This window comes from Providencia sp. LY12, assembly GCF_057621555.1.
The window spans coordinates 2447666-2471402 of the sequence record NZ_CM172594.1; the positions used below are offsets into that span (position 1 = coordinate 2447666).

Consider the following 23737-nt stretch of genomic DNA (forward strand, 5'->3'; position numbering starts at 1 on the left):
TTACCTTATGGGAATGGAAAGTAGTCTGCTGCGTCTAGAAAAATAGCAGGGAGTGCCGTTCTTGCTACCGTATAATCACCGTGATGACCACGATCTTGTAATGTACTCGTCAATAATAAACCAACCTTTGACTCACCTATATTTCCTATATTGAGGTCTCTCCACCACCCCAAGCCTCCATTGCTTGAAAAAACTTCTCCCACCACTGTCGGCGTATACATAGGACGACGTATATCATCAATACTTATGCCACTATTGATTGGGATCTGATTTGAAGGGAGCGTAATCGGTCGGGTCATTACGCCCATTTGTGAGTTAAAAGTCACTTTTTTCTCGTTGATGTTGCGAATTTTAAGCCCAAACCCCGGAGTATCGAGTTGCTCACTGGGTACGTTGGTAAACGCAATCACCCAATACCACGCTGAAGAATAATCAGTAATACCGGTACTATTCCTATTACGACTCACATATCTCCACCACTTAAGCTCCTCCCAACTTGTTACGTTAGAAGCCTCAAGCCGAATGAATGATTTATTATCATCGGTGTAAAAAAAGAAAATAGCATTCTCTATCGTCAATCCCGGAAATACTTTGCCTATATCAAAAAACTTATCGATATACACTTTTGCTTTATGAGTTGCGTAGGCGTAACCCAATGGTGGTGTATTTTCAAGAAAAATAGAACTTCCCGATACTTTTAAACCGAAGCCACTGGTCACTTTTTGAGATTCAGCGGTAGGAAAGGAGATAATTTTTACATAATTAAGGTCATAGTCATGCAGCCCCATAACCGTAATTTTTCGATTGCTGGTACTGTATACCATTTTATCTCTCGTCCCTGACACATATCTCCTATCCCCCACTTGCCTGAAAGTTACCTCGGCGGATCTAAATGATACAACCTGAAACCCGTAACCGTCTGGCACCTCATTTGGACATGTCCATTTGTAGGTTAACCAACCTCCATCGGGAGTTATACCATCACGCCGAGTCACATAGCGAGTCCATAGATTTGTGGCTGGAGCTGTTTTCTCATTGAAAATAAATTCGCTACCATCAAGATTTCTTATTTTTAGTCCATACAATTTATCAATCATAAGAACCACCCTAGCTCAATGATGTATGTGTCCTTGTACTTGAAGTAATCACCCTTGCTATTTCGAATAACAGAGTAGTCCCCTTCATTACTGTTCGTTTCAAAGACACCCGTGTTCATGTCGATGCGCGTCCCTGATTTGCCCTGTACGTAGTTCTTAGAGCGCATATCAGTACCGACAATGATTTGCTGAATATGGGCTTCTTCAATGAAAGCGCCTTTGACAAACATTTGTCCATTTTTAAGATACATGAACGTTTCAAAGCTACCGTTTGCGGGATTAATAAATGCAAAGTTGTTCGCCATGAAACCAATATAGGTATCTACTTTTCCTGCCTTCACTTCGGCGCTAATCACCATACCCGCTTTATAGAATTGCTTGTTGTACCAAACACCTGCGTTCACATCCCACGTTGCGTAGCCCTCACCTTTTGCCGTAAATTCGGTTGTCGCTTTGGTGTTAACAATCGCCATCTGTTCATCAAGCTTTGACTGAACCTGCGTTTGTGATTCTGCAAACGACTTGTTTAATGACGCGATAGCCTGATCGTTTTTAACAACTCCGGATTTCACTTCACCAATTGAGCTTTCTAATTCAGTGACAGATTTAGAAAATGCTTTGTCTAAATCAGCAATGGCTTGGTCATTCTTGATAACGCCTGCTTTAACGCCATTTATTGATGCATTAACTTCAACAATAGATTGAGCCCATGCCAACTCAGCGCTCGCAAACACACGATCCAAACGCTTAATCTGCGCCACTGATTCGCCGTGTTTTGTGAATAAATCTTGCTGAACTTCAAAGGTGGCAGCGCTGTTTATCAAGTTAGACTCATTGACCCAATTAAGCTGTTCCTCCAACCGCTTACCGGCTTCTGTAGTCATGAACTGACCACCCATTTCATCGATGATATCTGCAGGCAATGCATTGGCTTGCCCAACCGCTTCGACAAAGGGTGACTTTCCGTAACTATTGACTGTTCGAACATAAAACCAATAATCGGTACCCGCTTTTAAATTCTCTTTCGTCCAAAACTGCCCTTGTCCTAACCGATTGGATTTTGTTGTAACTTCCAAATCGTTAGTGTTGGTTAGCTTCTTGTCGCTGAACCAGAATTCAAACGTATAGCCGTGTTGTGCAGATTCTCCAGCTCGAGGAACGCATGTTAATGAGAACATCCCGCCAGTGACTTCAACGCTCACTGGTATGGGCGGGGCTTGAATGTCAAAATCAATAATGGCAGGTGCAGACATGGCGCCAGCGGCATTAATTGAACGAACTTCAGCGCGATAGGATCCGCGAACAAGTCCTGATAAATCGACCCTATCTTGCGGTACCTGAATTGATTGAATCACTTTCCCATCTTGAATAATGTTCACGGTGTTATAGCGAACATCTGCAGCAGCAGATCTCCAACTCAAATACCCTTGCACAATCTCGCCGATACTAACTGGTACAAATGCAAGGTTTAACGGTGGTGCCACCCCGCCCGTTGGCAATACAGTAAACGGTGGTCTAACAAATGGCTTGCCGATGATATCTTCATAAATATAAGCACCATCCTCCTCGAGGAGAATATCAACACCCTCCTGAGGGTGAAATTTCCATTCAGCGACACGAAACTCAAGGTTTTGAATACCAATATGAGGAAGGTTTAATAAAATCACTTCTCCTGGTCGATACGCGTAACCATCTATATTCATGCGCAATTGAATACGGCGACCTGCACGCTTTTTCCGTAGATATAAATTAGAAAGCCGTGCTGCTTGGTATGGGCTAGTGACAAACCGGTAATCCATGTTCTCTTTGATTTCTAACCCATCTTCATCAATCCATTCTTCGATAATGACAGGCTCAAAGTCAGTTTTGATGTACAGCTGATCAGCATCAACAAACGTCCCATAAATCGCATTAGTGGCATCGCGTAAAGCCAGTTCCGGCGTGATGTTAACAGTATCAATGATTTGATTAGGTTCAATACGCAATACCGCAGGACCGTTATAGGCTTGCATTAATATGCCATGCTTACCAGCGACATAAGTCGGCTCTCCTGCAATGCATTTGTGCATGTGATCGAGTATCGATGCTGGAGATTCAGAAAGTTCATAGGCTCCATTAATTGTGTAGCGTGGTTCGGCAACACCTTCTGGGCTAACGACTTGTTCGTCACACAGATCTGCAGCTGTTTTGAATGATTCAAAATCAATATCAGCATCAGGCACACCAAGATAACTGCGATAAAAATCGAGAACTACCAGTGCACCATTGTTGCTCCAGGTTGTTTTATTCGTGCGAGGATCGAATAGCTGCTTACCCCAAACCTCTACTTTGACGTTTGGCACACCGTACGGGAATTTTTCAGCATCGTATCTCAGTGTTAATCGTAACCATGTCAAACCATCCCCCGATCATGTCCTCTTTCCATGATGGTGCATTCTTTAGCATGTATGGGTCACAATCAGTCCGGGAGTTATGAAACTCATAACCCGCTTTATCGCCGAAAGTTCCTATCAAATCATCATTCAGCCAAATCTTGCCGATGTGATCAACTTTGTGTGCAGCAATGGCTAATGCCATAAATAGACGTTCATTTTCATCTTGTTCGCCGCGCTCTTCTTCTGCGAAAAACAATAAACCAGAACACACCGTTTTCCCCACAATAATAGTTTCTGATGCAACCGCAGAGCGTAGCATTTGTTTTCGTTCAGATTGGTCCCGATAGCTCATCGATGGCATTTTATCTTTGAAGATCATGGTACCAGCAGCTTGCACAGCAATACCGGCTACGATTAATGCTGTGCCCAATCCACCTGTGGCGATGACCCCTGCAATCATCAACCCAGCAGAGACAATGTTAGTGACCGTCTTTCCCATTTACTCTACTCTCCATGCTTTGACTGGTTGATGATTAACTGGCATTGCTCCTGACTCGGTAACCGCCCAAACTTTATTTGCCCATATAACGCCAAGCGTCTTCCCATCATCGCCGTTAAACATGACGATATCGCCACGCATTGCTTGATTAACTGGAATTTCAAGAAAGTGATTTAAAAGCGCAGACTCAATATCACCGAACTCCGTTTTTAAAACACGCATTGCGCCGGTGCGAGTTTTATATCTTCCACGCACTTTTTCACAGGGATCAAAATCACAGAGCGCAATCACACAATCCGCAGCAAATAAGCAGCAATCGTGCTCACCCCATGAAAATGGTTTTTGCATCGCTTTTTGTAGTGTCTCAGGGAGTCTGGTTGTCCAGTTAGGATGTCGCATTGCTGATCTCCGGGCATAAAAAAACCCGCCGAAGCGGGTTTATGGTATTCGAATAATTATTTTTTGCACATTTCTAATATGGCTTTATCTTGTTCAGCACTATTAGAAATAATTACAGATCCAACATCAATGTTATACCCATCTATTGCCACTGTGGATATAAACATTCTACTGCCAGCATACCCACCATATATGTTTTTGGAATTCACATACCCACACACAGTAACATTTTTTGATTTACCATTAGACTCATTTGAGTGAGATTCAAAATCTCTAAAAATTGCTGATGAAGGATCCGTCATTTTACTAGAAACTTTTTTCTCTACAGCGTCATATATGGATGACTGAGATACAGAAGCCTCTCGATAAATAAAAACAGCGACAACCACGCCAACTACAACTGCAGAGCTAATCATTAATTGTTTGTTCACTCGAATATCCTATACAGTTTTTTCAAGAGTAATGACAAATCACTTATAAATAAATGCTGGCGCATCTTTTTTGCTACCCCAATAGATAGCACGCTCCGCCATTTGCGCAACATAACGAAAAATACGATCACCCGCGTGCCTCTTTGTCCATGATTCATCCGTAAATCTATCTGGCAAACCTTGTGACCATCGTTCAAATCGATTTGATACCGTGACGGCAACTTCGTTATTATTACCTGTAGTCACACCAATATTTGATATTTGACCAGCGAACACAATTTCAGCTACAGCGGGTTTCCCATCACCACCTAAAGCCACCAGCATTAAACTGACATTTCTACCACGACTTCGCTCATTCATAACATCGGCAATTAAAAGTGAGTCAAAACCAGAAAGTGACAAGATAAGTTGCTGTGGGCTTGTGGTGTTATTTTCCGAAACTGTTTCTATGCTCCCCAAAGAACCCACGCCTAAATAGACTTCACCCGCAATAATCAAATTGCCAATCCCGGTATGGGCTCTTGTTACCCCTGACTTCAAATCAAGTTTTGCAGCTATGACTAATTCAGCCCCATCATTAATTGCTTTGACCATGCTATTAGAAAATGGATGATAAAGCATTAGAATAACGCCTCCTCAAACGTAATTGTTACATTAGAAAAGACGCCCGGTCTGTATTGAAAATTACCCTGATCATTGCTGGTTAATTTAAAAACTCCAAATGGGCGCACAGTTTCCAATTTATCATTGGCAGCTGGAGAAACCCTTAACATAGGTGAAATAGGGATAACTGCATTCCCCTCTTTGTCACTAATGACATTATCAGTGACCAGTTTCAACTCATTACCAACCGTCAAATAATCGCCTTTACGCAATATAATTGAACTAGCTATCCATCCTTTAGTTTGTAATATTTTACCTGTTTGATTGGCGGTACTTATTCTTGCTTCACCTTTTCCAGTCAATCCTTGACGCAACCAATTGCTAATTTTTACTCGGCCACTTTCACCATCAAGCGCCGCCATAAGAACCTCTAGATCGCGTGATAATTGCTCGGTAAGATTATTAAAGGTTAATGTGCAGCGCCAACGGCTACCAGGAAAGCGCACTGTTTGCACGCTTCCGGTAAAAACAGACGCAAATGATTTACTATTGCTGATTAATTGCCAGTTCATTGTTGCTGGCACAACGGCTTCTGGCCACTCTAATACCATGATTACCTCTCAAGGGATCCTCGGATTTTTCCTCTCGTCATAAAATCACGCTGTATTTTAGCTAAAGCGTCATCTGAACCTTGCTTTGCCCCCATCTTTGCAGCTTCCTGCATTGCATCATAAAGAGCCTGATCACCATTGCCAGTAACGTGGAATGTTTGATGAATAATGATACTTGGCGCGGCTGATTGTGCTTGCTCCAACCCTAGAACCCTAACGCCTAGCGAACCATCCCTTCCGCGAGTTAATGGCATAATTGCCTCTGGTCCAGCCTCCCCCATTAACCCCATCCCAGGAACGCCACCCTTAGCAAAAGGAAATAATGTTGGAGATTTCACAATACTATTACGATGGGCACTTAACCCAGGAGACTCATAAGTATTACCTTTGGCATTTGGTGTGGCTTTTAGTCCCATTGCATCACCAAAAGCGGTACCAGTAAAACCTGCTTTTAGAGCATTGAAAATCATCATCTGGAAGATCATCTTAGTGATTTCAGTCACAACTGATTGGGCAAAATCGGCAAAGTTTAATTTCCCTGTCGCTACGAAGTTAGCCAGCATACCTGACATGTCACTGAGGGCTGAATTACTAATAGATCGCATTTGGTCATAAACGTTTTCAGCTGTATTGCCAAAATCCTGTACGCCTCTAGCCATTCCTTTGTAAGCATCCCTCTGATCTCTAGATTTATCTTTCGACGATTGACGAACAATTTCTAATTGCTTTTGTTCTTCTTGAAGTAAAAATGCCGTTTGGTCAGCATAGAGTTGAGATTTTTTATCTGAAACTTCCTTGTCCAACTGATAGCGTCTTTGCCTAAAGTCATCTTGAATACGCTGCTCTTCAAGCATTAAATCATAAGCATTTTGACTCATCGTCATTTGCAAAATTTGATTTGTTGCATCCTGACTGATTTTTGACGTTTTCTGCATAACCTCAAAATTTTGGTCATCGAATTTTTTTCGTAACTCCTTAAACTTAATTTCTTTTTCTAACTCAGCATTTTTTAGTAACTGTGTACGGATCTCGATATGATGTGATTGGATGCTTTTTTGTCTAGCGTTTAAGTGCTGCCCTTGTAATCCAATTAATTCCTGTTCAAAGGAAGCAAGCTTACGCTCTGATGCAGTAAGACCTTCAGTCTCTTCCAACTGAGCTCGTAGTGCTGCTCCTTGCTGCAAAAGCTGCTCTATACGCTGCTTTCCTTCATCAACAACAGGGTTGCTACCTGTTTTCTTTGGGGCAGTAAATAACTTATCCAGCCCTTTTATGGCTTGTTGATATTCATTTGCGGAAATAGTGCCCTTATCCAACATCTCTTTGAATTGCTTTTGCCTTTCAGAGCGTTCCTTTTGCTGATCTGTTCCTGCTTTAAATGCTGCATTAAAATTTGTAGTTATCTCAAGTTGTTTATATGCAGCTTCTTTTTGCTCTAATAATTGCTTTTCTTGTATTTGCGCCTGTTCTTTTTTTAGTTTTATTGTTTCCTCTAAGAATGCATTATTCACTTGTGTATTTATTTTTACATAATTACTACCGTTAGTTACCTCATATAGTCCTTGATAGCTACGCCTAAGAAATTCAACCTCATTTTTTTGTGCTTTTAGCACTTCACTTTGCGTATTTTCCGCTTTTACCTTAGCTTGCAGTGTCGATATTTGAGCTAATTCGGAAGCCTCTCTTGTTTTTCCTTCCCTTTCAAGTAGCGCGATGCGCTGAACAATATCTGATTCGACAACAACGCCTTCATCAATTAGTTTTTTTATTCCAGTTAATGGCTGTTCACCTATAGAAACCAATTTACTAATAAGCAAATCAACGCTACCACCAGACTTTTCCATCTGAACACCAAGCTCTGAAACTTGGTGAAGCAAATCACCAGAAAAACCCGCGCTAGCAGCAGCGGTGACAGACTTGTAAGCCTCTGCGGTTCCACCTAGTTCATTCGCTAGATTTCGCAGATCATAGGCGGTTGTTACAAGCCCTAACCCGCCTTTTTGCAAGGCTGCATTGAAGGCTTTTTGGCGCTCTTCGGCTTGCTGATATTGAGAGTATAAATAAGTAAAAGCGCCCGCTGACGCCATAATGCCAATACCGACAGCGCCACCCATCATGCCCCATGCACTTTTAAACAAACTGGCACTATTCGCCGCTGCACGCTGTGAGAAGGTTAGTTCTTTGCTGGCATCGGATAATTGAACTGTAGCAGCTGCTAGATTTTTCTTACCATCAAGCTCGCTTTTATCAGCTAAAATAATGGCATTAGACGCGCTCTGCATTCGCTTCTTGGCATCGGCTTCGGCAATGTTTGCCTCACTGATAATGCGTGCGTTTTTAGCATGATCCTCCGCGTAGCTGACTGAAATACCATGCTGCTTGTTCACTTCAACTTGTCGCTCTAAATACTCATCGAGCGCAAAAGCTTGCTCTCTGCGGGCAATGGCTTCGTCACGCATCTTTGCTGCAAGATTGATTTTTTCTTGGGCGCTTTTTCTATCCGCTTGAGCCCCTTCGATTTGAGCGCGAGATAAATTAATAGCCTCTCTCGCGGCTTCTTGTGCGACTCGCTGCTGTTCTGTTAAAGAAAATTTGACACTGTTGACGTTCTCTAATGAGCGTTCCAGTGCAGGAATAAAACCACCAATTAAACTACTGGTCGCTACCGATGAAGCGCGCCGCGTGAAATGAAAAAGCGCTTCACTGAAAATGAGAAACGCTTTTAGCCATGAGTTTTTATCAAATTACGTGAACTATTGCGGCTTTTCAGGCCAGTCAATATCGGGCGCTTTAGATGTATCAACATCTGCATTTTTGACGCTATAAATTTCCCATGCGGTCAATAAATCTTTTTCTTCATCTGTCGCCATGCCTAAGCGTACTTTTCGCTCTAAAATAGTGATGTTTTTTTCAGCTTCTTCAGCAAATTGCTGCTTCTTCATTTCTGCTTCTGCGATATTTTGTTCTTTAGATATTGGCGGGTTTATGTATGCTTCAACCTCTTTATTCGTCATTTTCTTCAATACATTCAGATGCTCTCTGATATCAAAAAAAACGAGGGGAATTTCAGAGTATTCAATTTTTAAAGGCTCTAATTCATCTTGTGCTTTATTGAATGCAATCTGAGCACGGCTTTGTTGCTCTTGTTTATCGATAACAATTAAATCTAATTGAGTAATTTCTTCATCAAGTTTGGTAATGGATTCTTTAAGACTTTCAATATCATCCGTTACATTAAGCGTGATAGCTTCGCGTTTCTCACGAGCATCATCACGCTGATTTAATACTTCTTGTAATTCAATCGATGCTTTTTGTAAGCTCTCAGCTAAAGTGCTATATGTTGGTTCCATGTCTAGAATCAACTTTTCAAGCTCACTCGCTCTCTCAACTTGAGCTAAATCTGACTTAGTATATGCAAATACGGCATTATCTTTATTTTTAAAATGTATCATTAGTTTAACTCCATCACTTTAACACTCGCATTCGCATTCGCTGTGAATGAATAAGTTGAACCCGCAGGGATTATGCACACACCACCCGTTTTTGCCTCTCCCGATGAGTTGTAAGAGAAAGCCGCCTGCACACCATCCACAACAAAATTAATCTGCGGGTTCATTACATTTCCAGTGAAGATTACCGAGATAAATCTCGGTGTTTTCGTTGTATTTGTATAAGTAACACCTGAGCTTCGTTGTGACGTCACATCAATATATTTACCTCGCCCAAACAGTGATTCAGACACTGCTTTCTGACTGATAGCAACAGTAGAACTACTGCCCAATTCCTGCGCTAAATTCTGACTTGTCAGTAATTTCAGGACTTTTAATCGCGTTCCTGTATTGTTACCCGCAGTAACAATAACATCATCAGAAAAACAACTCGCAGCTAACAAAGTGAATGAGTCATTCCCCCTAGCATAAAGCGATGCTGAATAGTTACCAGGGAAATGCTGGCTAGCAATTTCTCTCGAACTCAGTATTTGAGAAGGTGTATCGACATTTCTCAGTAGTGAAAGTAACTCAGTATCATTAGCAGTTGATAGCGAGGCACCTCGTCCGCCGAAGCCATAGGCACCCACAGCCATCAACTCTTTACCATTGACAGTGATTCGCCCGCCATCAATGGTCACGTTTGTATTACTACGGCTATTGATAATTTGAAGCGTGCTCGGCGAGGCGGGACTGCCGTAGCCAAAGTATGCGGCGCGACTGCCATCCGAGTTTTTTATCGAATAAAAGGCAATTTCTTCATTCGTACACTGTATTGATATGGCTTCGTTTGATGATTTTACTGAAATGGCACCTGTGGCTATACCGCCTTTCTTATCAAGCTTTTCATTAAGCCCGTAGTTTAATGCTGTATTGGTTGCATAGTCACCTGCTGGCGCATAATTACCAGCAGGCTGAAATTTGAGATTAATTTCTGTTTTGGAGTAGCTATAACTCGCAATAATGGCACTAATAGCTTCAGTTAACTGATTAAGCTTACCTTTTTCCGGTTTTATGCTGCCTTTACTTAACACACCCAGCATTTCAGCCTGAACCATGTTGAACCAATCTTGACCGGGGTAAGACGGTGCTAAACCTGAACCGCCCTCAGTGAACCAAAGGGGCGTAGGGCTTTTTACTGGCGCCAGAGCGGGCATAGCATTGACACCGCTCTGATTATCGAGTCCGTACATTTAAACCTCACTCATAAATAAAAATAAATTCAGTCTCAGCGGGGGTATAGCGCTCAAGTAAGCATTCCAAATCCCCTGCATCGGCGATGCGTAGCCGCTGCTGGCAATTATCGAGCACAGTGGCAAATTGAGTTGTTCTATCAAAAACATGCACATAAACCCGAAACCAGTTTATCTCGGGATAAAGAGGATAAGTGCAATCACGCAGGCAATGATGTGGGTAGTGCTCAACCATTCGGATGTTATAACCACGCTCTGCGGCTAAACGCTCATAAAATTGATTGCACAGGCTTCCAGTCATCACAACTTTTGATTTAACGGCACGTCGTCGGGCATCAATCGATGAATCTTTATCAATACTGCAATCGGGTAAACCGACAAACTCTTCCCAATCATCCAGTAGCATAAAGGCGCGATCAGCAAACATCTCATTGAGTAAAACATCATTAACATCATCAACCCTTGCTAACTCTTCACCTGTTGCCAACATCAAACGCCCCAAGTCACTCTCGGGGTTTCTTGTCCATGCGCGACCCGTTGGGAGTAATTGCAACCCCGAACGCTGAAAGTGCTGCGGAGTCATCGCCATTGGATATTACCTAATACAAAGATTTCATTTTCAGTGGCTTGGATATCCGCCGTCGGGCTGTATAACGTATTATCGATTTCACCCGGTGCATTCGAAATCGCCGCCCGCAACTCAGATAAATACGCCAATCCTCCCGGTGGCAAGCTGTCTAGATAGCGTTTTAAATTCGCCTTTACCGCTTGGCGTACGTCTTCAGTATTGGGGGATACGCGCACGGAGAACGTGACCGTTTTCGCCGTGGGGGTGATCATAATCAGCTCTGCGCCTGTCGTTTTCCCCTCGACCTGATTAGTGACAGGGTTAACATGTCCCGTTAAGTAGTCTTTTACGCGCACGAGGTCGCTTTCTTTGGGGAAAATATCCGGCTCTTCATCCAGCACAAACATGACCCCCACGGAGCCATGACCTCGATAACGTGGAATGCACCACGCTCGCGTAACACCGGGAACCTCAAGCGCCCAACGTACATAATCATATTGATTGCCCCCTGAAGGTGGATATTGAACACGAAATAACAAGCGATTTCGCAGTGAATCAATGGGTTCCAGCTCTGCGCCGCCACTGATAACTTGGCTTATGGCGTCTGGCTGGACATTAATTACGGGAGAAATCAACGAAAAAGGGACACCCGCGACGGTGTTGCTATTGCGCCCCTCAATGAGCGCTTTGACTGCCACGGTATTGCTCCCCGTGGTTAGCGAAGTATTCTCAATCGCTTCAAAAACCTCACCATCAGGGCGTTGCCAGCGTGTACCTTGGGGGATAAATGCCGATGCGGTGGCATTTACCGTGAGCGCACCTTCTGCAAGGGTCGCAGGTTTGCGCCAAACGCCCCAAAAGCCGCAATGCTCCAGTAATTTATCTTCATCCGCGAGATGGGCGAAGATTTGGCGGCTAGTCCAGTTTAAGTGGTCATGTAAGCCTGCGGCATTTCCGGCGTTTGCATAGGCAATCGCTTTAGTGACACTAAACGGGGCACGGGCATACGTGCTCGGTAATCGACTTTCAATATCAGCCTGATTACGTGCAATCAATGTGGACAGTGTCGGTGCTTGATATGGCATTTAAACCCCGTTTAATCGTGTTTTAAAAGGCATCGGCAACACGCTACCATCGGGCAACGTTAAGGAAATAGAGAGCAATAACCAACTATCTTCAGGCACAGACGCGGTAACGGTGAGGGTCTTGACCAACTTCTCATCGAGCAACCATGCTAAGGCTTCTTCCGCATAGCTTTTCGCTCGGTGCAACACGGTCGAGAGCTGCTTTTCTCGTCCTAATAACCACAAACGTGATCCAATCGGACGCTCATTAAAGCTATCACCCCACCAACCGCGTTTATCGGTGCCTGTACCGGATGGCAACACATCTGAGTCCAGTGCGCGACGGTCAGTAAATAACGAAACAATGACCGCCGTTCCAAGCGAGTCATCCAGTGCAATATCGGCATTTTTCAGCACGATGTCTGCGCCATCAAGCTGCCACTGTAATTGAATATCATTGATTGCATTCATTTCGGTTTGCCCGTATTGTACCCGTCATGCTCTTCGTGAATGTGGTCTTTACCGCTCTTATCGCCTGACTTATGGTCTTGCGCTTTACTAATCCCCATTATCTCGACGTCACCTAGAAACTGGGTTTGTGGACAATCAAACACAGATTCTTCCGCAACTACTTCAAGCTTTTTGCACTCAATTCGGATCACACCGTCTTTGGTCAGTAAAATCTTATGACCTTCAAGGTGATACAGTGCACTGTCGCCACTTTCAAGATTGCCCAACCGCACGCCACGACTATCCACGGCAATGGCGACTAAATGCTGGCGAACGCCACCCACCGATAACACAATGGCTTCACTGCCCGCAGGGGGAACGCTGGTGTGACCGTAGTTCTGAAAACGCTCGACATCATCAGCGGTTTCATCTGCCAGTAATGACACCTGAAGATTTTGTTGCTTCAGGGAATCATTGACAAAGTTCACCACGCCGCGTGACACCAATAAGCGGATGCGGCGTGAAATACTGGCCGTAAATTTATTGAATTGAGCAATCATGGCTTCCACCTGATATCGGAATGCTTACCTTTGATTTCGGACTTTTCAGGGTCAGCAGGCTCAGTGAAGCCTTCATGGGGCATCAATTCCAACCGTGTGGCCGTACCGCCATCGTTATCCAGTAAGAAATTGACAGACACAATCAAGAGCTGCTCATCCACAAAACCTGCGGGTACGGCATGGAGCTGCACGAGGTTATTGGTCTGCCATAACTGCCCTGAAGCTTGAAACCACCCGCGCACAGTCGCATTGGCTTTAATACCATGCGCCATCGCGCGTTTTTGCTCCCATGCAGCGCGGGCAGTGCCTTTAGCTTTGGTCATGTTGTCATCGGCAATCACAATCGTTGGGCGATAGCGACTGATTTCAGGGTCTTTAGCGTCCATGTAAATGGCAGTGGATTGCACGGGTGTTTGTGTTTCGCCCCAGCGTCCACCTGCGGCAGAAGCCCCCTTAACGCGATAAACACTAAAGCGCTCTTGCCACGAAAGCGTAGTGTCTAAGCTGAGGATTTTGACGCCTTGGCGTTCACTTTTACCGAGGATCAAAGTTGCCACCGTTTGCGTACTGGCACGGGTAAACACCAATTCGCCCGCGGCATTACTGGTCATCAGTACCCCACGATGACGTGCAGCACGAGATAAGTTATCAAATACGGTTTCGCCCGGCTCAATTTGCCACTGACGAAATGCGGTTGCCGCCGCTGCATCGGTCACTTGCCAGCGAACGCTAACGCCAAACGGTTGACACAGGTCTTTGGCAATGCTTTCAAGGTTCACATTGCGCCATTGCCCCTTACCGTGAATGGCGGCGCAATCAACTAAATCCCCGGTTTTATCACGCCCTGATAACGTAATGGTACGTTCATCGCTGCCGATACTGACCTCGACCGTATCAACGTAACCTGTCACGACAGGCTGACCGTTCATCGCTAATTGGCACGCTTGACCGGGTTTGAGGACGAGGGGCGAGTCATCATTTTTGACGGTGATACCCAGACTAAACTGACCGGACATGTCTTCTAAGCTACGAGTGACATCGAGCTTTTTCCAACCAGAATAAATTGTGTTGCCTAATTTGAGTTCAATCGTGTTAGCCATCAATCACCTCAACGGACAGTGAGCCTGTAACAAACGCAGGATGACGAATGCCATTACGACGGATGAAACGGTCAATCTGCGCCACGCTCTGAGTTTCACGATAAAGCGTGACTAATGCGGGTTCGGTATCAACAAGCGTCACGCTGCGAGCTGAAGGTAAACGTGTTGCCGTGGTTTGCATTTGCTGCAAGAACACTAAGCGAAAATCACGCAGTTGAGCTGAAGTATTAAACCAACCTAAATCTCCCGTATGGACGATTAACTCAGTAAGCGACTCTTCCAGTTCGTCACTGGTTTGACGCACATCACCGATAGTTTCAATCAAAGGGATGACTTCACGCTCAGCGTCGGTCTGTAATGCAGGTGTGAGCGTGAGCGCGCCACCTTGCAGGTTAGCCGCGGGGGTTAATTGGGAAGCTAATTGCTGCTCACGTGCCGTGGCACTGGCGGCATCCAGCGACAATCCCACTAACTCACGGGTCAAGAAAATGTCTGTCGTGGTATTGATGACTTGCTGAAACTCTGCGACCGCAGGAATATTCGACGTGAATTGTGACTCAAGAGCGCTTGAGGTCTTACGTAACGCGCGATTGGCTGAATCGGCAGGCGCTACGTCAACCATCCCAGAAATTAAATCACTGATAGAGCCAAACAGTTCACCCGGTACATAAATTAGGTTCTTCAGGGAGCCTTTTAATCCTAACGCTGCGCCCAGTAACTGGTTCATGCCTGAACCTGCGGGCAGGCTACGAATGCCATTTACAATGGTATTGACCGTATTTTCAAGGGCACTCATGCGCTCCACAGCATGACTCAACGTGTCCGTGAACGATGACCAGTGCCCGGCAATATCAGCCAGCGTGCTATCGGTTAGGGCGTCACTGTTAAGCGAAGATTCTGAGGCGATAACGGGCGAGGTATTCTCAGTGGCTAATACAAAGGTGACTGAGAACAGTGCCACACCGCCCGTATAGCATGACTCACGCACGGTATAAGTTTCAATTTGGATGTGCTTTTTACCGTAATACGGGTGGTCAATTTCCCCCGGCTCATTGGCTTCTAACGCCTCAATAAGCGCGTCTTTTTGGTCAAGGTAATCGTCACCAAATACAATGGCCGTGAACGCATATTCTCGCGTAGACAGCCCCATATCTTCGGTCTCACCATCATCACGCATTGGGTACTCATGGCGCACAACACGACGCCCGCCACTGACCGTGGCATCGTCCATGATAAAGAACGGGACGCCACGAAACGAACCTTTACCCGGATTGACCCGGCTACGCCATGAATTATCGTTAAACAACGACATCACTTGTTCAAATTCCATTAGTACGTATTCCCCCCGCTGTAGCCCGTATTCACCCGTAAATCAACATTCTCAGATTGCACGGACTTTGTTCTCACGGTTAACCCTTCAGACGACTCCACGACGACCGTAATTTTCCCGTCGGCAGGTTTGGCGGGTTCTGGGGCTTCCGGTAGTGCCTTAATCAGTTCACCAACTAACGTGGCAGAGGAAGACGACCAATCACCAAATAGGTTTGGTGGTGAGGAAAGATCGTCGGGTTTATTCATCCAGTTACTGATTGGCGCGGGAATAAACGAATCTAAATCGGCATGTGGATATTTAGCTTTCTGCTCGTCTCTTAATTTCTGTAAGTTGGCATTTGCATCTTCAGAGTCTAAAAACTCAGTCATAGATAGAGCAGCATTTATCCCTTTTGCAAAAATGTTTTTACCAAAATCGATAAGATCATTACCGGAGTTTGTGTTGCTACTGACACTACCTTGCTCATTCCAGTTAGTGACATAGACATCAACAACGCCACTATCACCGCCTAATCCGGGGATGCCACCATCTTTGCTGCCAGCGCCGCCATCTTTTTTAAAGCTCTGCGCGAAGTCGAAAACTTTTTTACCCCCTCGGTAGGCGTAACGAGCTGCAATCACTGCACCGATACCTATGGCCACTTTTTCGATGCGTTCGGCATACTTATCCAGTTCTTCAGGGGAAAGGTCATTGATGGCATCAGCTAAGTCTTGAATGGGCTTAGCCAGCTTTAGCTGAGCAAAACGCTCACCTGCGTTGGTTAACGAGATGATCGCCGCGTTCAGGGTTTGCACATTTTGGGTGGCTTTTTCATCCATCAAGCCATCTTGAATATTCAGCGGGTTCGATTGCTCTTTTAGCAGGGTTTTATTTTTGGGGTCGGTAAACGCCATCATCAATTTGAGCGTATCACCCTCAAAGACCTGATTGAGGTTGTTTTCTTTGTTATACGCTGCCGTGTTGATTTCGCTCACTAAATCCGCAGGAGACTTAAATTTACCGGACTTATCCTTAACGGAGATACCCCCTTTTTGACGTAAGGCTTTTTGTTTTTCTTTATTAGTAGCAACATCAAATAAACCTTTTGCAGCCGCTTCAGCTTGTGCAGGGTCATCAAACTCTTTGTTTGCAATACGCATGATAGCCAGCATTTGCATTTGATCTTGCTGGCTTTTCCATGCGGTATTTTTCCCCATACTCGGCAATGCGTTAAATTGCTGGGTAATGTCGCCCGTACCAAACTTAGTTGCGGTCGCAATTCCATCGAGCCATTTACTCATTTTTTCGGGGGAGTTATAGCCCACATTGAACATATCCCCCAACTTAGCCCCCGCGGTCGTGGCTTCAACGCCAATCCCGCCAATGGTTTTGGCAATATTATCAAGCTGGCTTATCGCGGCATCAAAGTCATTCGTTTGGGTTAAAAACGCATTGGTGGCATTCGTTAAATCGCTACTGCTGAGGCGGTAGGTTGCTGCCGTTTGTGCGATACGTTTATCCAGTTCGCCCACTTGGTCAGCGGTTAAATTGTATTGCGTACCCAATTTGGTCATGACTTGTTGATGGTCGGCAACTTTTTTGCCTGCCATCGCCAAGCCGCCACCTGTCACGAACCCGACTAACTTATTGTCAAACTTATCCAGTATGCCATTTGCCCCATTAATGCTGCTGGTAAACAGTTTCATGGAGCGGCTACCTTCCGCCCCGAAACGGCTGATACTGGCTCCAAACTGGCGGGCGCGACTGGTGACGTTACCCACCAAATCAACCACAAATTGTGTCTTATTTTGAGTTGCCATTATCGCGCCTCCACCCAAGATTTATACAACCGCAATTTAGAAAGTGGCAACGTCATTGCCCACGACGCACCACTTTGTAGCTTAATCCCAACAAATAATGCAGTACGCTCGATGGCTCGAACGCACTGCAAACTATCGCCCCTTATCGGTCACGCCCACAACCGTGTTCATTGCCGCGTCCTGATGCCCACCAAAGTAATTAGAAATCAGCTCTAAATCGTCTTGATTGAGCGTCTTCAGCATCTCAAAGGGCAATGGACCGTTAATTTTACCGATGCGCACAATCGCACGGCGAATAAGCTCATACCCCATACGAGAAGGACTCGACACCAATGCCGCCCCTTTATTGGTCATCACGACGCGCTCACTGGCAGCTTCAGCATCAATCAAATCACCCGCGGTTAGCTCACGCAGCTCGACATCAAACTGAAGCTCTTCATCGTCACCGTCGCCATACGGTAATCCGTGTTTTAGGGTAAATTGCATGATTAGATCTCCTTACATTCCACTGCGTTAAAATTGGCGACTATCTCACCTTTGCCCGAGAGTGTGCTTTGTCCATCACTCCATGCGTTTGCCAGCAAGAATTTTTCGCCGGTATCACATTCAAACGAGATAGTGACATCCACCGCATTTTTAATGTCAAACAGCTTCACACCGGAACCTTGCGGGATAGTGCAAGAAAGTGCCGCTTCTTTTGGGGCTTCCTGAAAACCGTAGACGCGGGAACCCACTACAGGGGTTCGAATTTTGCCGCCCGGGGTCAGTACCGCCCCCTCAAGCGTGGGGATTTCCTTCCCATTCATGCGGATAAAGGCGATTCCGGTATATTGATAAGGGCTAGCCATAAGTCGTTATCCTTACAAAATAAATTGAATAGCGTGAGCGTAAGTACGGAACTGATTGACCAAATCAGGGTTACTGCGAACATTGACGCGATTGCGATCATTCTTATCGCGTTCCACAATCAAGGTTTCCTTGAAGGTGTCAAAGTCCTCAACCAGCCCCGCAAACTCTTGCTCCGTAAAGAGCGCCAGTAGCTCAGCTTTAATGATGGATGGGGTCACAATCGCTTGACCTGCACTGACGCGAATACCATCCTCTGCGAGCTTATGACGTGGGAATTTCTGAGTGATACGCACGCGGGTCGCATAACGCAGGTACGACAATGTCGCAATGGTTTCCACATCGAGATAACTCGGGTCTGGGTCACCAAAAGCGTTTTCACGGTACATGGTGATCATGCGCTCAATCTGCACATTGCCGCCCGTATCGACGTTAAAGGTTGAAATCCCATCATAAAGCAGCAAGTTACGCTCATTAAGTTGCCAGCGGTCGCCAATAGACGGCGGTAAAATGCCCGGTAACTGGAGCGTTTGTAATGGACGTGCGGGGTCGATACTGAGTGACCCAACTGCCACAGCCGCGACGGTGGATGCCCAAAGGTACGGGGGATGTGGAGACAATCCCGTTGGCATTGTCGAAAACAGGTAATCATTACGACTGAGACCAAAGCTAGAGGTTTGAGCGAGCGTGCCGCGTTTTGCCATCCAACAAATGCCATCAATCATTTTGAGTGCGCCCCAGCGTTCTTTGAGTTCATCACGCATGAGGTTCAGGTTTAACGTATCAGTGAACGGGTTAACCATGTGGTTCCACCACGTATCACCGAACGCGGTAATGGCATTGGCTAAATCCGGGTTGCCCGTCGCTTTGCCCATCGGGGTAATGGTGACATCGATACCTAACGGCAGTAATTCACCCGTGTAATAATTGAGTCGGACATCAATATCATTTCCCGTTTCACCCGACCATTTCGCGGTGAGCTTGACCACTTGCTCACTCACTTTGGCACTAACAGGCAATCGGTCATTGGCATTGATTGCATCACTGATTTTCTTTGCCATGACCTCAGCGGTATCACCAGCTTTAACGGTGACACGGACTGACGTCCCGGCAATCATCAGCGCAATTTGTCCGGTCTGGGCAACGGTGCCCACAGGTGCAATTTCACCTTCAGCATGTACGCCATCAGGATCATCATCCACGGCTAATGCCCATAAATCCGCAAAGGCATTCGCTTTAATAAAGCTGATCGCCATTTCGGCAAGCATGGAGCCTCGACCAAACGCCGCCTCAGCCGCATTGTTTGACGTGATACGAAATGGCTCACCCGCGGGCACTTGACCTGTTGAGGCTCGAATACCCAGTAACAACGTTTTATGCAACGTTGGCGGTGTTCCCGTGACTGCCGCTGAGTTATCAAACTCGATATAGCACAGAGGAACACGAATATTGGAAGGGATCTCATTAAAAGAAATCATGCCTTAGCTCCTTTCGAGGGCGTGTTAACAAGCACAACATCACCGTCTTTCAAACGACGCAGCCAAAATGCATTACGCGGCTTGACTTCGCCTTTATCTGCTAACGGTTGATACGTGTCAGGGTCACGAACCGTTAGCCCTGTCACGGGTTTAATGTGTAACGTGGTCATGGTTTTTCCTGTATCGGTAAATGAATAAGGGCTTCTTGCTCTGGCGTGCCGTCCGGTTCAGCCCAAACTTGGTAATGGGTAGCAAAGTCATCTAACTCGCTCATCTCCACAGGGTCAGGCAGCGGTTGTGGTGCCTCAAAATACAGCCCATACACGGCTACGCCACCACTACTTTGAATATCGCTCCATAGATTACTGGCTTGCGTTAACGTAAAGTTCCCCGCAGGTTCAATGCGACGATTGTTCAGCCAGCCGATAAGACGCTCAACAATCTCATAAATACCGGGAACATGGGTCTGACGACCATCCAGCACTTCAGCACTGACAAAAATCCCCCAACTGGAAATAGCGGTATGGCGAATTGCCCCCGGACGGTTGCCTAGCCATGCCACATAAACCGCGGGAGCAGTATTGACAATTAATGACACAGCGCTGTCGCTCCAATTCCCCGGATGAGTATCTAGTGCGCGAAGCGTGTTACCAAAAAGACCATCAATGCCTTCAAGCAATTTGTCCGAAATATCCGACGTGATCGCCATTAGATAAACCCTTTTGATTTGCCGCGTGACCAAACACTGCCCGCGCTTTCCATCAGAGCGACATCACCACCCGTTGGACGCTCAGCCTCGGGACTCAATCCCAGACTGATATCACCTGAAGAGACTTTCTCCAAAAAGCGGATAACATCTTCTTGGTCTTTGGTTGCTTTATCGGTGGCTTTGCCTTCCTCAAGTGAAAAACGCGCTAAAATACAGGCCACCCTGACGAGCACTGTCGGTACAGTTTTGAGTGGTAATGTGGCACGCCCATCGATATAACCATCAATCGCGGCGGCGGCATCATCCAGCGCAATCTGCAATATACGCTGGCGCTCAACATCCAATTCTTCGGGGGATAATTGGCGAATATCTTCAATTTTTTTATCCGCCAGAATATTCAGCGTCGTGCGGCTGTACCGGGCATACATATCATTCAGGGTGGCGTAACTCATTTTTTACCTTTTCCTTTACTTGTGGCTTCAGGTACTGGCTCTTGAGGCGCTTTAACTTCTTCGGTAGCCGTCACTTCACTTGCTGGCTTATCCGTCACGGCATCACCATCAACAACCACAGTCACCTCACCAACCGATAAAGTCGGCTCGTCAGTCACTATCGCTGCTGGTGCAATCGGATCGCCCAGCCCCCGCGGTGGGTCACTATCAGGATTTGACGCGATAACCATAACAGTGAGACGTGGGTCAGCTTCGAGCGCTTCGAGCACGGCGGCTGTAACGGGCGGTAAGGTGTTTTCGCCTTGATGTAAAACAAAACCCGCGCGACGGTAGCCTTCATGTGCGGTATTGACCACATGGACGCCCACCATCTCGGTAAGTTTGCTAGCACTTTCTTTATCAGACATAGCATTTCAACTCCGGTTAAACTCGATTTAAACGGGGGTTAACCCCCGTTTAATGGTTACAGGTAGTCGCCAACAATCAGCTCTAAGCGACCTTTCATTTCGTTGGAGACCGTGCCACTTTCACCATCGGTGGTCAGTTCACGCTCTAATAAGATTGTCGCTTCTTCTTCGAGTGATGGCGGAACCACGAGGCATGTTGGTTTAATGCCTAATGGACGACCGCCATCTGATTTAAAAGCACGCATGGCTTTAATTGCTTTCCAAAGGTTGGATTTATTTAGCGAAGCTTGACCTGCATACGCTAACTGCCAGAAGGAATAACCGACCTCACAGCGTGTATCGACCCCGTAGCGAAGCTGTTTGCGCATAAAGACTTGCTCATCATCGACTTTATCCATCGCGACCAGCTCTGCAGCTTTACGTTCTTGGAAAATGATAGGTAAAACAGCACGAGAGCAATCCATCACGAACCACGGTTCACCTTGATAGGCATCATCTATCAGGATGTTGCTAACGTGTTTCGCGGCACCAGTCCCATCAACGGTGGAATAAACAGGGTGGTCAGTATCAAAAAAGTTTTGCTTGTCATAACACAAGGTATTAAATCCCTTGGTTAATGCCCCAAAACACATTTCATCCGGCTGGACACCCGCAGCTCGACCCATTTCTGTAAATAGCGGTGAGTAAATCCCAAGGTTGTCATCGTCAATATCATCACGGTCAACACTGACTGTGCTTTCAAAGGGACGGTTAACCAGTTGATAGCCATGTGATGCCATGTCATTAAGCACACGATCACCAATCCACTCACGCATGTTAGGAAATTTCCCTAACCAGCCGTAAGTATTTGATTTGGTGGTACTGGCAACCTTCATTGCAATTTTTTCATATTGACTCGGGGCATCTGTAAGACCATTTTGGAAGTCGCCATTCCAGCCTGTAAAAAGAGATTGAATTAATTGAGGGGTGATGATTGCCATTATTTTTTAGCTCCCAGTTTTTTACGTTTCAAAAACTCTACATCTGTCAAGCCCTGTAAACGTGCAGCCTCTTTATCTGAGGCAGACAAAACAGCGAGACGAGCAGCAGGCTTAGTCAAGGTGGTCGTTTGACGACGAGTAACCGCGGCAATCCCTGTTCTACCTTTAATTGCCGCATTGAGGGCGGCAATCCCGCGAGTACGCGCTAACGTGCGTAAATAAGGGACTTCTGCTGCGACCACTCGACCGGAACGACGTGCCGTTGCAATAATGTTTTCAGCGCCGCCCGTTTTGGCTTGGGCATTTAATACCGCCGCCGAGCGTGCGAGCAGGTTGTACGCTTTAGCAGGAACAAATTGCGTCAAGTCAACACCGGCTAATGCGGCTTCTTCGAGGATTTGTTCCACTTCAGCCAGCTCTGCGCTGTTGTCATCCACAATGTCCGTGATATCACTGGCAAGCACATCCACATCTTGCGTGGTATCAATCACTTCTTGCGTGTCTAATGCCACTTGGGCAGAGGCTAACAAGGTCTCAATCGCCACAAGCGCTTGACCCAGCAGCTCGCGTAATGCGTCTTCAGTCAGCTCGCTGGTGTCTTCAGGCAACGTAATGCCCAGCTTCTCAAGGAGCTGAAGGAGAGTTTCATTCATAAGAACGTCCTCAGTAGGGGATGGAAGAGAAATTAAGGTATCGAGTCGCGCACTTAATGCCGCTATCGATTTCATTCCGGTTAAACCCGGGTCATTGGTGAGAGCGCCCATCCGCAAATACAACGGATGACCGACTTCGTCATAGGGGAAAACTGCCGACAAATACGCCCATTCGCCATTATCCACCGCCGCTTGTGCTGCGGGAGTCAGAGACAAGCGCACATACAATCCGTCGCCGTCTCGCCACTGCATATCGGCACGCGGGTCACGTAACCATGCTGCGGCTTTGGCTTCTGCGCAGGCGGTTGGATCTTCATCTTGTTTTAAGGTCACATGGTTATAGTCAAACAGCACGGGTTGACCGATAGCGGCGGTGGCTTCGATAAACTGTGCAGCAATGGTGGCATCAATAAACCATTGACCGCCCGGCACATCATCGGGACGACCATCACGGGCGTTAAAATGCCCCGCAGGCAGCAGTTGATACCAGCCATCTTGGCTGTGTGTTATCGCGGCACTTAAAATGGCAACGCGTTTGGGTGAGGTGTTTTTTCGGGTTTTCATGCCGCCATTGTGGCGGAGGAACAAAACAAGGCGGGTTTGTGGTAAATCACACCTTACTGGGAGGGCAAATGAAAAGCG

At 46.1% G+C, this 23737-nt stretch carries 27 protein-coding genes; all 27 read right to left on the reverse strand.

What is annotated here, in order from left to right:
• Positions 1-5 precede the first annotated feature (5 nt).
• The 27 genes from ACY3ZI_RS11575 to ACY3ZI_RS11705 all read right to left on the reverse strand — a co-directional run bounded on the left by ACY3ZI_RS11575 (position 6) and on the right by ACY3ZI_RS11705 (position 23659).
• On the reverse strand, positions 6-1097 hold the full coding sequence (locus ACY3ZI_RS11575) for a hypothetical protein (RefSeq protein WP_487375187.1): 1092 nt from the start codon (positions 1095-1097) through the stop codon (positions 6-8).
• Positions 1094-3493, reverse strand: coding sequence for a phage tail tip protein J-related protein (locus ACY3ZI_RS11580; protein WP_487375188.1), 2400 nt, complete (start codon positions 3491-3493; stop codon positions 1094-1096). The genes ACY3ZI_RS11575 and ACY3ZI_RS11580 overlap by 4 nt, the downstream gene beginning before the upstream one ends.
• Entirely contained in the window at positions 3456-3971 is a 516-nt protein-coding gene (locus tag ACY3ZI_RS11585; protein WP_487375189.1) for a hypothetical protein, read from the reverse strand. Before ACY3ZI_RS11585 ends, ACY3ZI_RS11580 begins: the two co-directional genes overlap by 38 nt.
• Positions 3972-4370, reverse strand: a complete 399-nt coding sequence (locus ACY3ZI_RS11590) for a DUF6950 family protein (protein ID WP_036978723.1) — start codon at positions 4368-4370, stop codon at positions 3972-3974.
• 56 nt (positions 4371-4426) lie between these two features.
• Positions 4427-4801 (reverse strand): hypothetical protein, encoded by a 375-nt coding sequence (locus ACY3ZI_RS11595; protein ID WP_036975553.1) that lies wholly within the window; start codon positions 4799-4801, stop codon positions 4427-4429.
• A gap of 39 nt (positions 4802-4840) precedes the next feature.
• Positions 4841-5422 carry a hypothetical protein gene (locus ACY3ZI_RS11600; RefSeq protein ID WP_036975551.1) on the reverse strand — a complete coding sequence of 194 codons (582 nt, stop codon included), beginning with the start codon at positions 5420-5422 and terminating at the stop codon, positions 4841-4843.
• Complete coding sequence (locus ACY3ZI_RS11605; RefSeq protein ID WP_487375190.1) at positions 5422-6015, reverse strand: hypothetical protein; 594 nt, start codon at positions 6013-6015, stop codon at positions 5422-5424. The genes ACY3ZI_RS11600 and ACY3ZI_RS11605 overlap by 1 nt, the downstream gene beginning before the upstream one ends.
• Before the next feature lie 2 nt (positions 6016-6017).
• Positions 6018-8474: a phage tail tape measure protein gene (locus tag ACY3ZI_RS11610; protein ID WP_487375191.1), complete on the reverse strand. Its 2457-nt coding sequence runs from the start codon at positions 8472-8474 to the stop codon at positions 6018-6020.
• Positions 8475-8768: 294 nt separating this feature from the next.
• Positions 8769-9467 (reverse strand): tail fiber assembly protein, encoded by a 699-nt coding sequence (locus tag ACY3ZI_RS11615; RefSeq protein WP_487375192.1) that lies wholly within the window; start codon positions 9465-9467, stop codon positions 8769-8771.
• Positions 9467-10696 carry a hypothetical protein gene (locus tag ACY3ZI_RS11620; RefSeq protein ID WP_487375193.1) on the reverse strand — a complete coding sequence of 410 codons (1230 nt, stop codon included), beginning with the start codon at positions 10694-10696 and terminating at the stop codon, positions 9467-9469. The genes ACY3ZI_RS11615 and ACY3ZI_RS11620 overlap by 1 nt, the downstream gene beginning before the upstream one ends.
• A 7-nt stretch (positions 10697-10703) precedes the next feature.
• Entirely contained in the window at positions 10704-11285 is a 582-nt protein-coding gene (locus ACY3ZI_RS11625) for a YmfQ family protein (protein WP_487375194.1), read from the reverse strand.
• Positions 11276-12349: a baseplate J/gp47 family protein gene (locus tag ACY3ZI_RS11630; RefSeq protein WP_487375195.1), complete on the reverse strand. Its 1074-nt coding sequence runs from the start codon at positions 12347-12349 to the stop codon at positions 11276-11278. The genes ACY3ZI_RS11625 and ACY3ZI_RS11630 overlap by 10 nt, the downstream gene beginning before the upstream one ends.
• Positions 12350-12799, reverse strand: coding sequence for a phage GP46 family protein (locus tag ACY3ZI_RS11635; protein ID WP_487375196.1), 450 nt, complete (start codon positions 12797-12799; stop codon positions 12350-12352).
• The gene (locus ACY3ZI_RS11640; RefSeq protein ID WP_487375197.1) at positions 12796-13338 is read right to left on the reverse strand and encodes a phage baseplate assembly protein V; all 543 of its coding nucleotides are present in this window, start codon (positions 13336-13338) and stop codon (positions 12796-12798) included. Before ACY3ZI_RS11640 ends, ACY3ZI_RS11635 begins: the two co-directional genes overlap by 4 nt.
• Positions 13335-14438, reverse strand: a complete 1104-nt coding sequence (locus tag ACY3ZI_RS11645; RefSeq protein WP_487375198.1) for a phage baseplate assembly protein — start codon at positions 14436-14438, stop codon at positions 13335-13337. The genes ACY3ZI_RS11640 and ACY3ZI_RS11645 overlap by 4 nt, the downstream gene beginning before the upstream one ends.
• Positions 14431-15768, reverse strand: a complete 1338-nt coding sequence (locus ACY3ZI_RS11650; RefSeq protein ID WP_487375199.1) for a DNA circularization protein — start codon at positions 15766-15768, stop codon at positions 14431-14433. The genes ACY3ZI_RS11645 and ACY3ZI_RS11650 overlap by 8 nt, the downstream gene beginning before the upstream one ends.
• Positions 15768-17570, reverse strand: a complete 1803-nt coding sequence (locus ACY3ZI_RS11655; protein WP_487375200.1) for a phage tail tape measure protein — start codon at positions 17568-17570, stop codon at positions 15768-15770. Before ACY3ZI_RS11655 ends, ACY3ZI_RS11650 begins: the two co-directional genes overlap by 1 nt.
• Positions 17570-17701, reverse strand: coding sequence for a hypothetical protein (locus ACY3ZI_RS11660; protein ID WP_487375201.1), 132 nt, complete (start codon positions 17699-17701; stop codon positions 17570-17572). The genes ACY3ZI_RS11655 and ACY3ZI_RS11660 overlap by 1 nt, the downstream gene beginning before the upstream one ends.
• A gap of 1 nt (position 17702) precedes the next feature.
• Positions 17703-18056, reverse strand: a complete 354-nt coding sequence (locus ACY3ZI_RS11665) for a phage tail assembly protein (protein WP_487375202.1) — start codon at positions 18054-18056, stop codon at positions 17703-17705.
• Between the two features lie 2 nt (positions 18057-18058).
• Positions 18059-18418: a phage tail tube protein gene (locus ACY3ZI_RS11670; protein ID WP_487375203.1), complete on the reverse strand. Its 360-nt coding sequence runs from the start codon at positions 18416-18418 to the stop codon at positions 18059-18061.
• 12 nt (positions 18419-18430) lie between these two features.
• Entirely contained in the window at positions 18431-19894 is a 1464-nt protein-coding gene (locus tag ACY3ZI_RS11675) for a phage tail sheath subtilisin-like domain-containing protein (protein WP_487375204.1), read from the reverse strand.
• The gene (locus ACY3ZI_RS11680) at positions 19891-20064 is read right to left on the reverse strand and encodes a DUF2635 domain-containing protein (protein WP_487375205.1); all 174 of its coding nucleotides are present in this window, start codon (positions 20062-20064) and stop codon (positions 19891-19893) included. Before ACY3ZI_RS11680 ends, ACY3ZI_RS11675 begins: the two co-directional genes overlap by 4 nt.
• Positions 20061-20603: a DUF1834 family protein gene (locus ACY3ZI_RS11685; protein WP_487375206.1), complete on the reverse strand. Its 543-nt coding sequence runs from the start codon at positions 20601-20603 to the stop codon at positions 20061-20063. The genes ACY3ZI_RS11680 and ACY3ZI_RS11685 overlap by 4 nt, the downstream gene beginning before the upstream one ends.
• A complete protein-coding gene (locus tag ACY3ZI_RS11690; protein ID WP_487375207.1) occupies positions 20603-21055 on the reverse strand; it encodes a gp436 family protein in 453 nt (150 codons plus the stop codon). The genes ACY3ZI_RS11685 and ACY3ZI_RS11690 overlap by 1 nt, the downstream gene beginning before the upstream one ends.
• Entirely contained in the window at positions 21052-21462 is a 411-nt protein-coding gene (locus ACY3ZI_RS11695) for an HI1506-related protein (protein WP_487375208.1), read from the reverse strand. Before ACY3ZI_RS11695 ends, ACY3ZI_RS11690 begins: the two co-directional genes overlap by 4 nt.
• 56 nt (positions 21463-21518) lie before the next feature.
• Complete coding sequence (locus ACY3ZI_RS11700; RefSeq protein WP_487375209.1) at positions 21519-22442, reverse strand: Mu-like prophage major head subunit gpT family protein; 924 nt, start codon at positions 22440-22442, stop codon at positions 21519-21521.
• Complete coding sequence (locus tag ACY3ZI_RS11705; protein WP_487375210.1) at positions 22442-23659, reverse strand: phage protease; 1218 nt, start codon at positions 23657-23659, stop codon at positions 22442-22444. The genes ACY3ZI_RS11700 and ACY3ZI_RS11705 overlap by 1 nt, the downstream gene beginning before the upstream one ends.
• Positions 23660-23737: the final 78 nt, after the last annotated feature.

Excerpts from the sequence above, each read along its gene's own strand:
- ACY3ZI_RS11575 (WP_487375187.1), bottom strand. The coding sequence starts at position 1,097 with ATGATTGATAAATTGTATGGACTAAAAATAAGAAATCTTGATGGTAGC.
- ACY3ZI_RS11585 (WP_487375189.1), bottom strand. The coding sequence starts at position 3,971 with ATGGGAAAGACGGTCACTAACATTGTCTCTGCTGGGTTGATGATTGCA.
- ACY3ZI_RS11590 (WP_036978723.1), bottom strand. The coding sequence starts at position 4,370 with ATGCGACATCCTAACTGGACAACCAGACTCCCTGAGACACTACAAAAA.
- ACY3ZI_RS11600 (WP_036975551.1), bottom strand. The coding sequence starts at position 5,422 with ATGCTTTATCATCCATTTTCTAATAGCATGGTCAAAGCAATTAATGAT.
- ACY3ZI_RS11605 (WP_487375190.1), bottom strand. The coding sequence starts at position 6,015 with ATGGTATTAGAGTGGCCAGAAGCCGTTGTGCCAGCAACAATGAACTGG.
- ACY3ZI_RS11610 (WP_487375191.1), bottom strand. The coding sequence starts at position 8,474 with ATGCGTGACGAAGCCATTGCCCGCAGAGAGCAAGCTTTTGCGCTCGAT.
- ACY3ZI_RS11615 (WP_487375192.1), bottom strand. The coding sequence starts at position 9,467 with ATGATACATTTTAAAAATAAAGATAATGCCGTATTTGCATATACTAAG.
- ACY3ZI_RS11620 (WP_487375193.1), bottom strand. The coding sequence starts at position 10,696 with ATGTACGGACTCGATAATCAGAGCGGTGTCAATGCTATGCCCGCTCTG.
- ACY3ZI_RS11625 (WP_487375194.1), bottom strand. The coding sequence starts at position 11,285 with ATGGCGATGACTCCGCAGCACTTTCAGCGTTCGGGGTTGCAATTACTC.
- ACY3ZI_RS11630 (WP_487375195.1), bottom strand. The coding sequence starts at position 12,349 with ATGCCATATCAAGCACCGACACTGTCCACATTGATTGCACGTAATCAG.
- ACY3ZI_RS11635 (WP_487375196.1), bottom strand. The coding sequence starts at position 12,799 with ATGAATGCAATCAATGATATTCAATTACAGTGGCAGCTTGATGGCGCA.
- ACY3ZI_RS11640 (WP_487375197.1), bottom strand. The coding sequence starts at position 13,338 with ATGATTGCTCAATTCAATAAATTTACGGCCAGTATTTCACGCCGCATC.
- ACY3ZI_RS11645 (WP_487375198.1), bottom strand. The coding sequence starts at position 14,438 with ATGGCTAACACGATTGAACTCAAATTAGGCAACACAATTTATTCTGGT.
- ACY3ZI_RS11650 (WP_487375199.1), bottom strand. The coding sequence starts at position 15,768 with ATGGAATTTGAACAAGTGATGTCGTTGTTTAACGATAATTCATGGCGT.
- ACY3ZI_RS11655 (WP_487375200.1), bottom strand. The coding sequence starts at position 17,570 with ATGGCAACTCAAAATAAGACACAATTTGTGGTTGATTTGGTGGGTAAC.
- ACY3ZI_RS11665 (WP_487375202.1), bottom strand. The coding sequence starts at position 18,056 with ATGCAATTTACCCTAAAACACGGATTACCGTATGGCGACGGTGACGAT.
- ACY3ZI_RS11670 (WP_487375203.1), bottom strand. The coding sequence starts at position 18,418 with ATGGCTAGCCCTTATCAATATACCGGAATCGCCTTTATCCGCATGAAT.
- ACY3ZI_RS11675 (WP_487375204.1), bottom strand. The coding sequence starts at position 19,894 with ATGATTTCTTTTAATGAGATCCCTTCCAATATTCGTGTTCCTCTGTGC.
- ACY3ZI_RS11680 (WP_487375205.1), bottom strand. The coding sequence starts at position 20,064 with ATGACCACGTTACACATTAAACCCGTGACAGGGCTAACGGTTCGTGAC.
- ACY3ZI_RS11685 (WP_487375206.1), bottom strand. The coding sequence starts at position 20,603 with ATGGCGATCACGTCGGATATTTCGGACAAATTGCTTGAAGGCATTGAT.
- ACY3ZI_RS11690 (WP_487375207.1), bottom strand. The coding sequence starts at position 21,055 with ATGAGTTACGCCACCCTGAATGATATGTATGCCCGGTACAGCCGCACG.
- ACY3ZI_RS11695 (WP_487375208.1), bottom strand. The coding sequence starts at position 21,462 with ATGTCTGATAAAGAAAGTGCTAGCAAACTTACCGAGATGGTGGGCGTC.
- ACY3ZI_RS11700 (WP_487375209.1), bottom strand. The coding sequence starts at position 22,442 with ATGGCAATCATCACCCCTCAATTAATTCAATCTCTTTTTACAGGCTGG.
- ACY3ZI_RS11705 (WP_487375210.1), bottom strand. The coding sequence starts at position 23,659 with ATGAAAACCCGAAAAAACACCTCACCCAAACGCGTTGCCATTTTAAGT.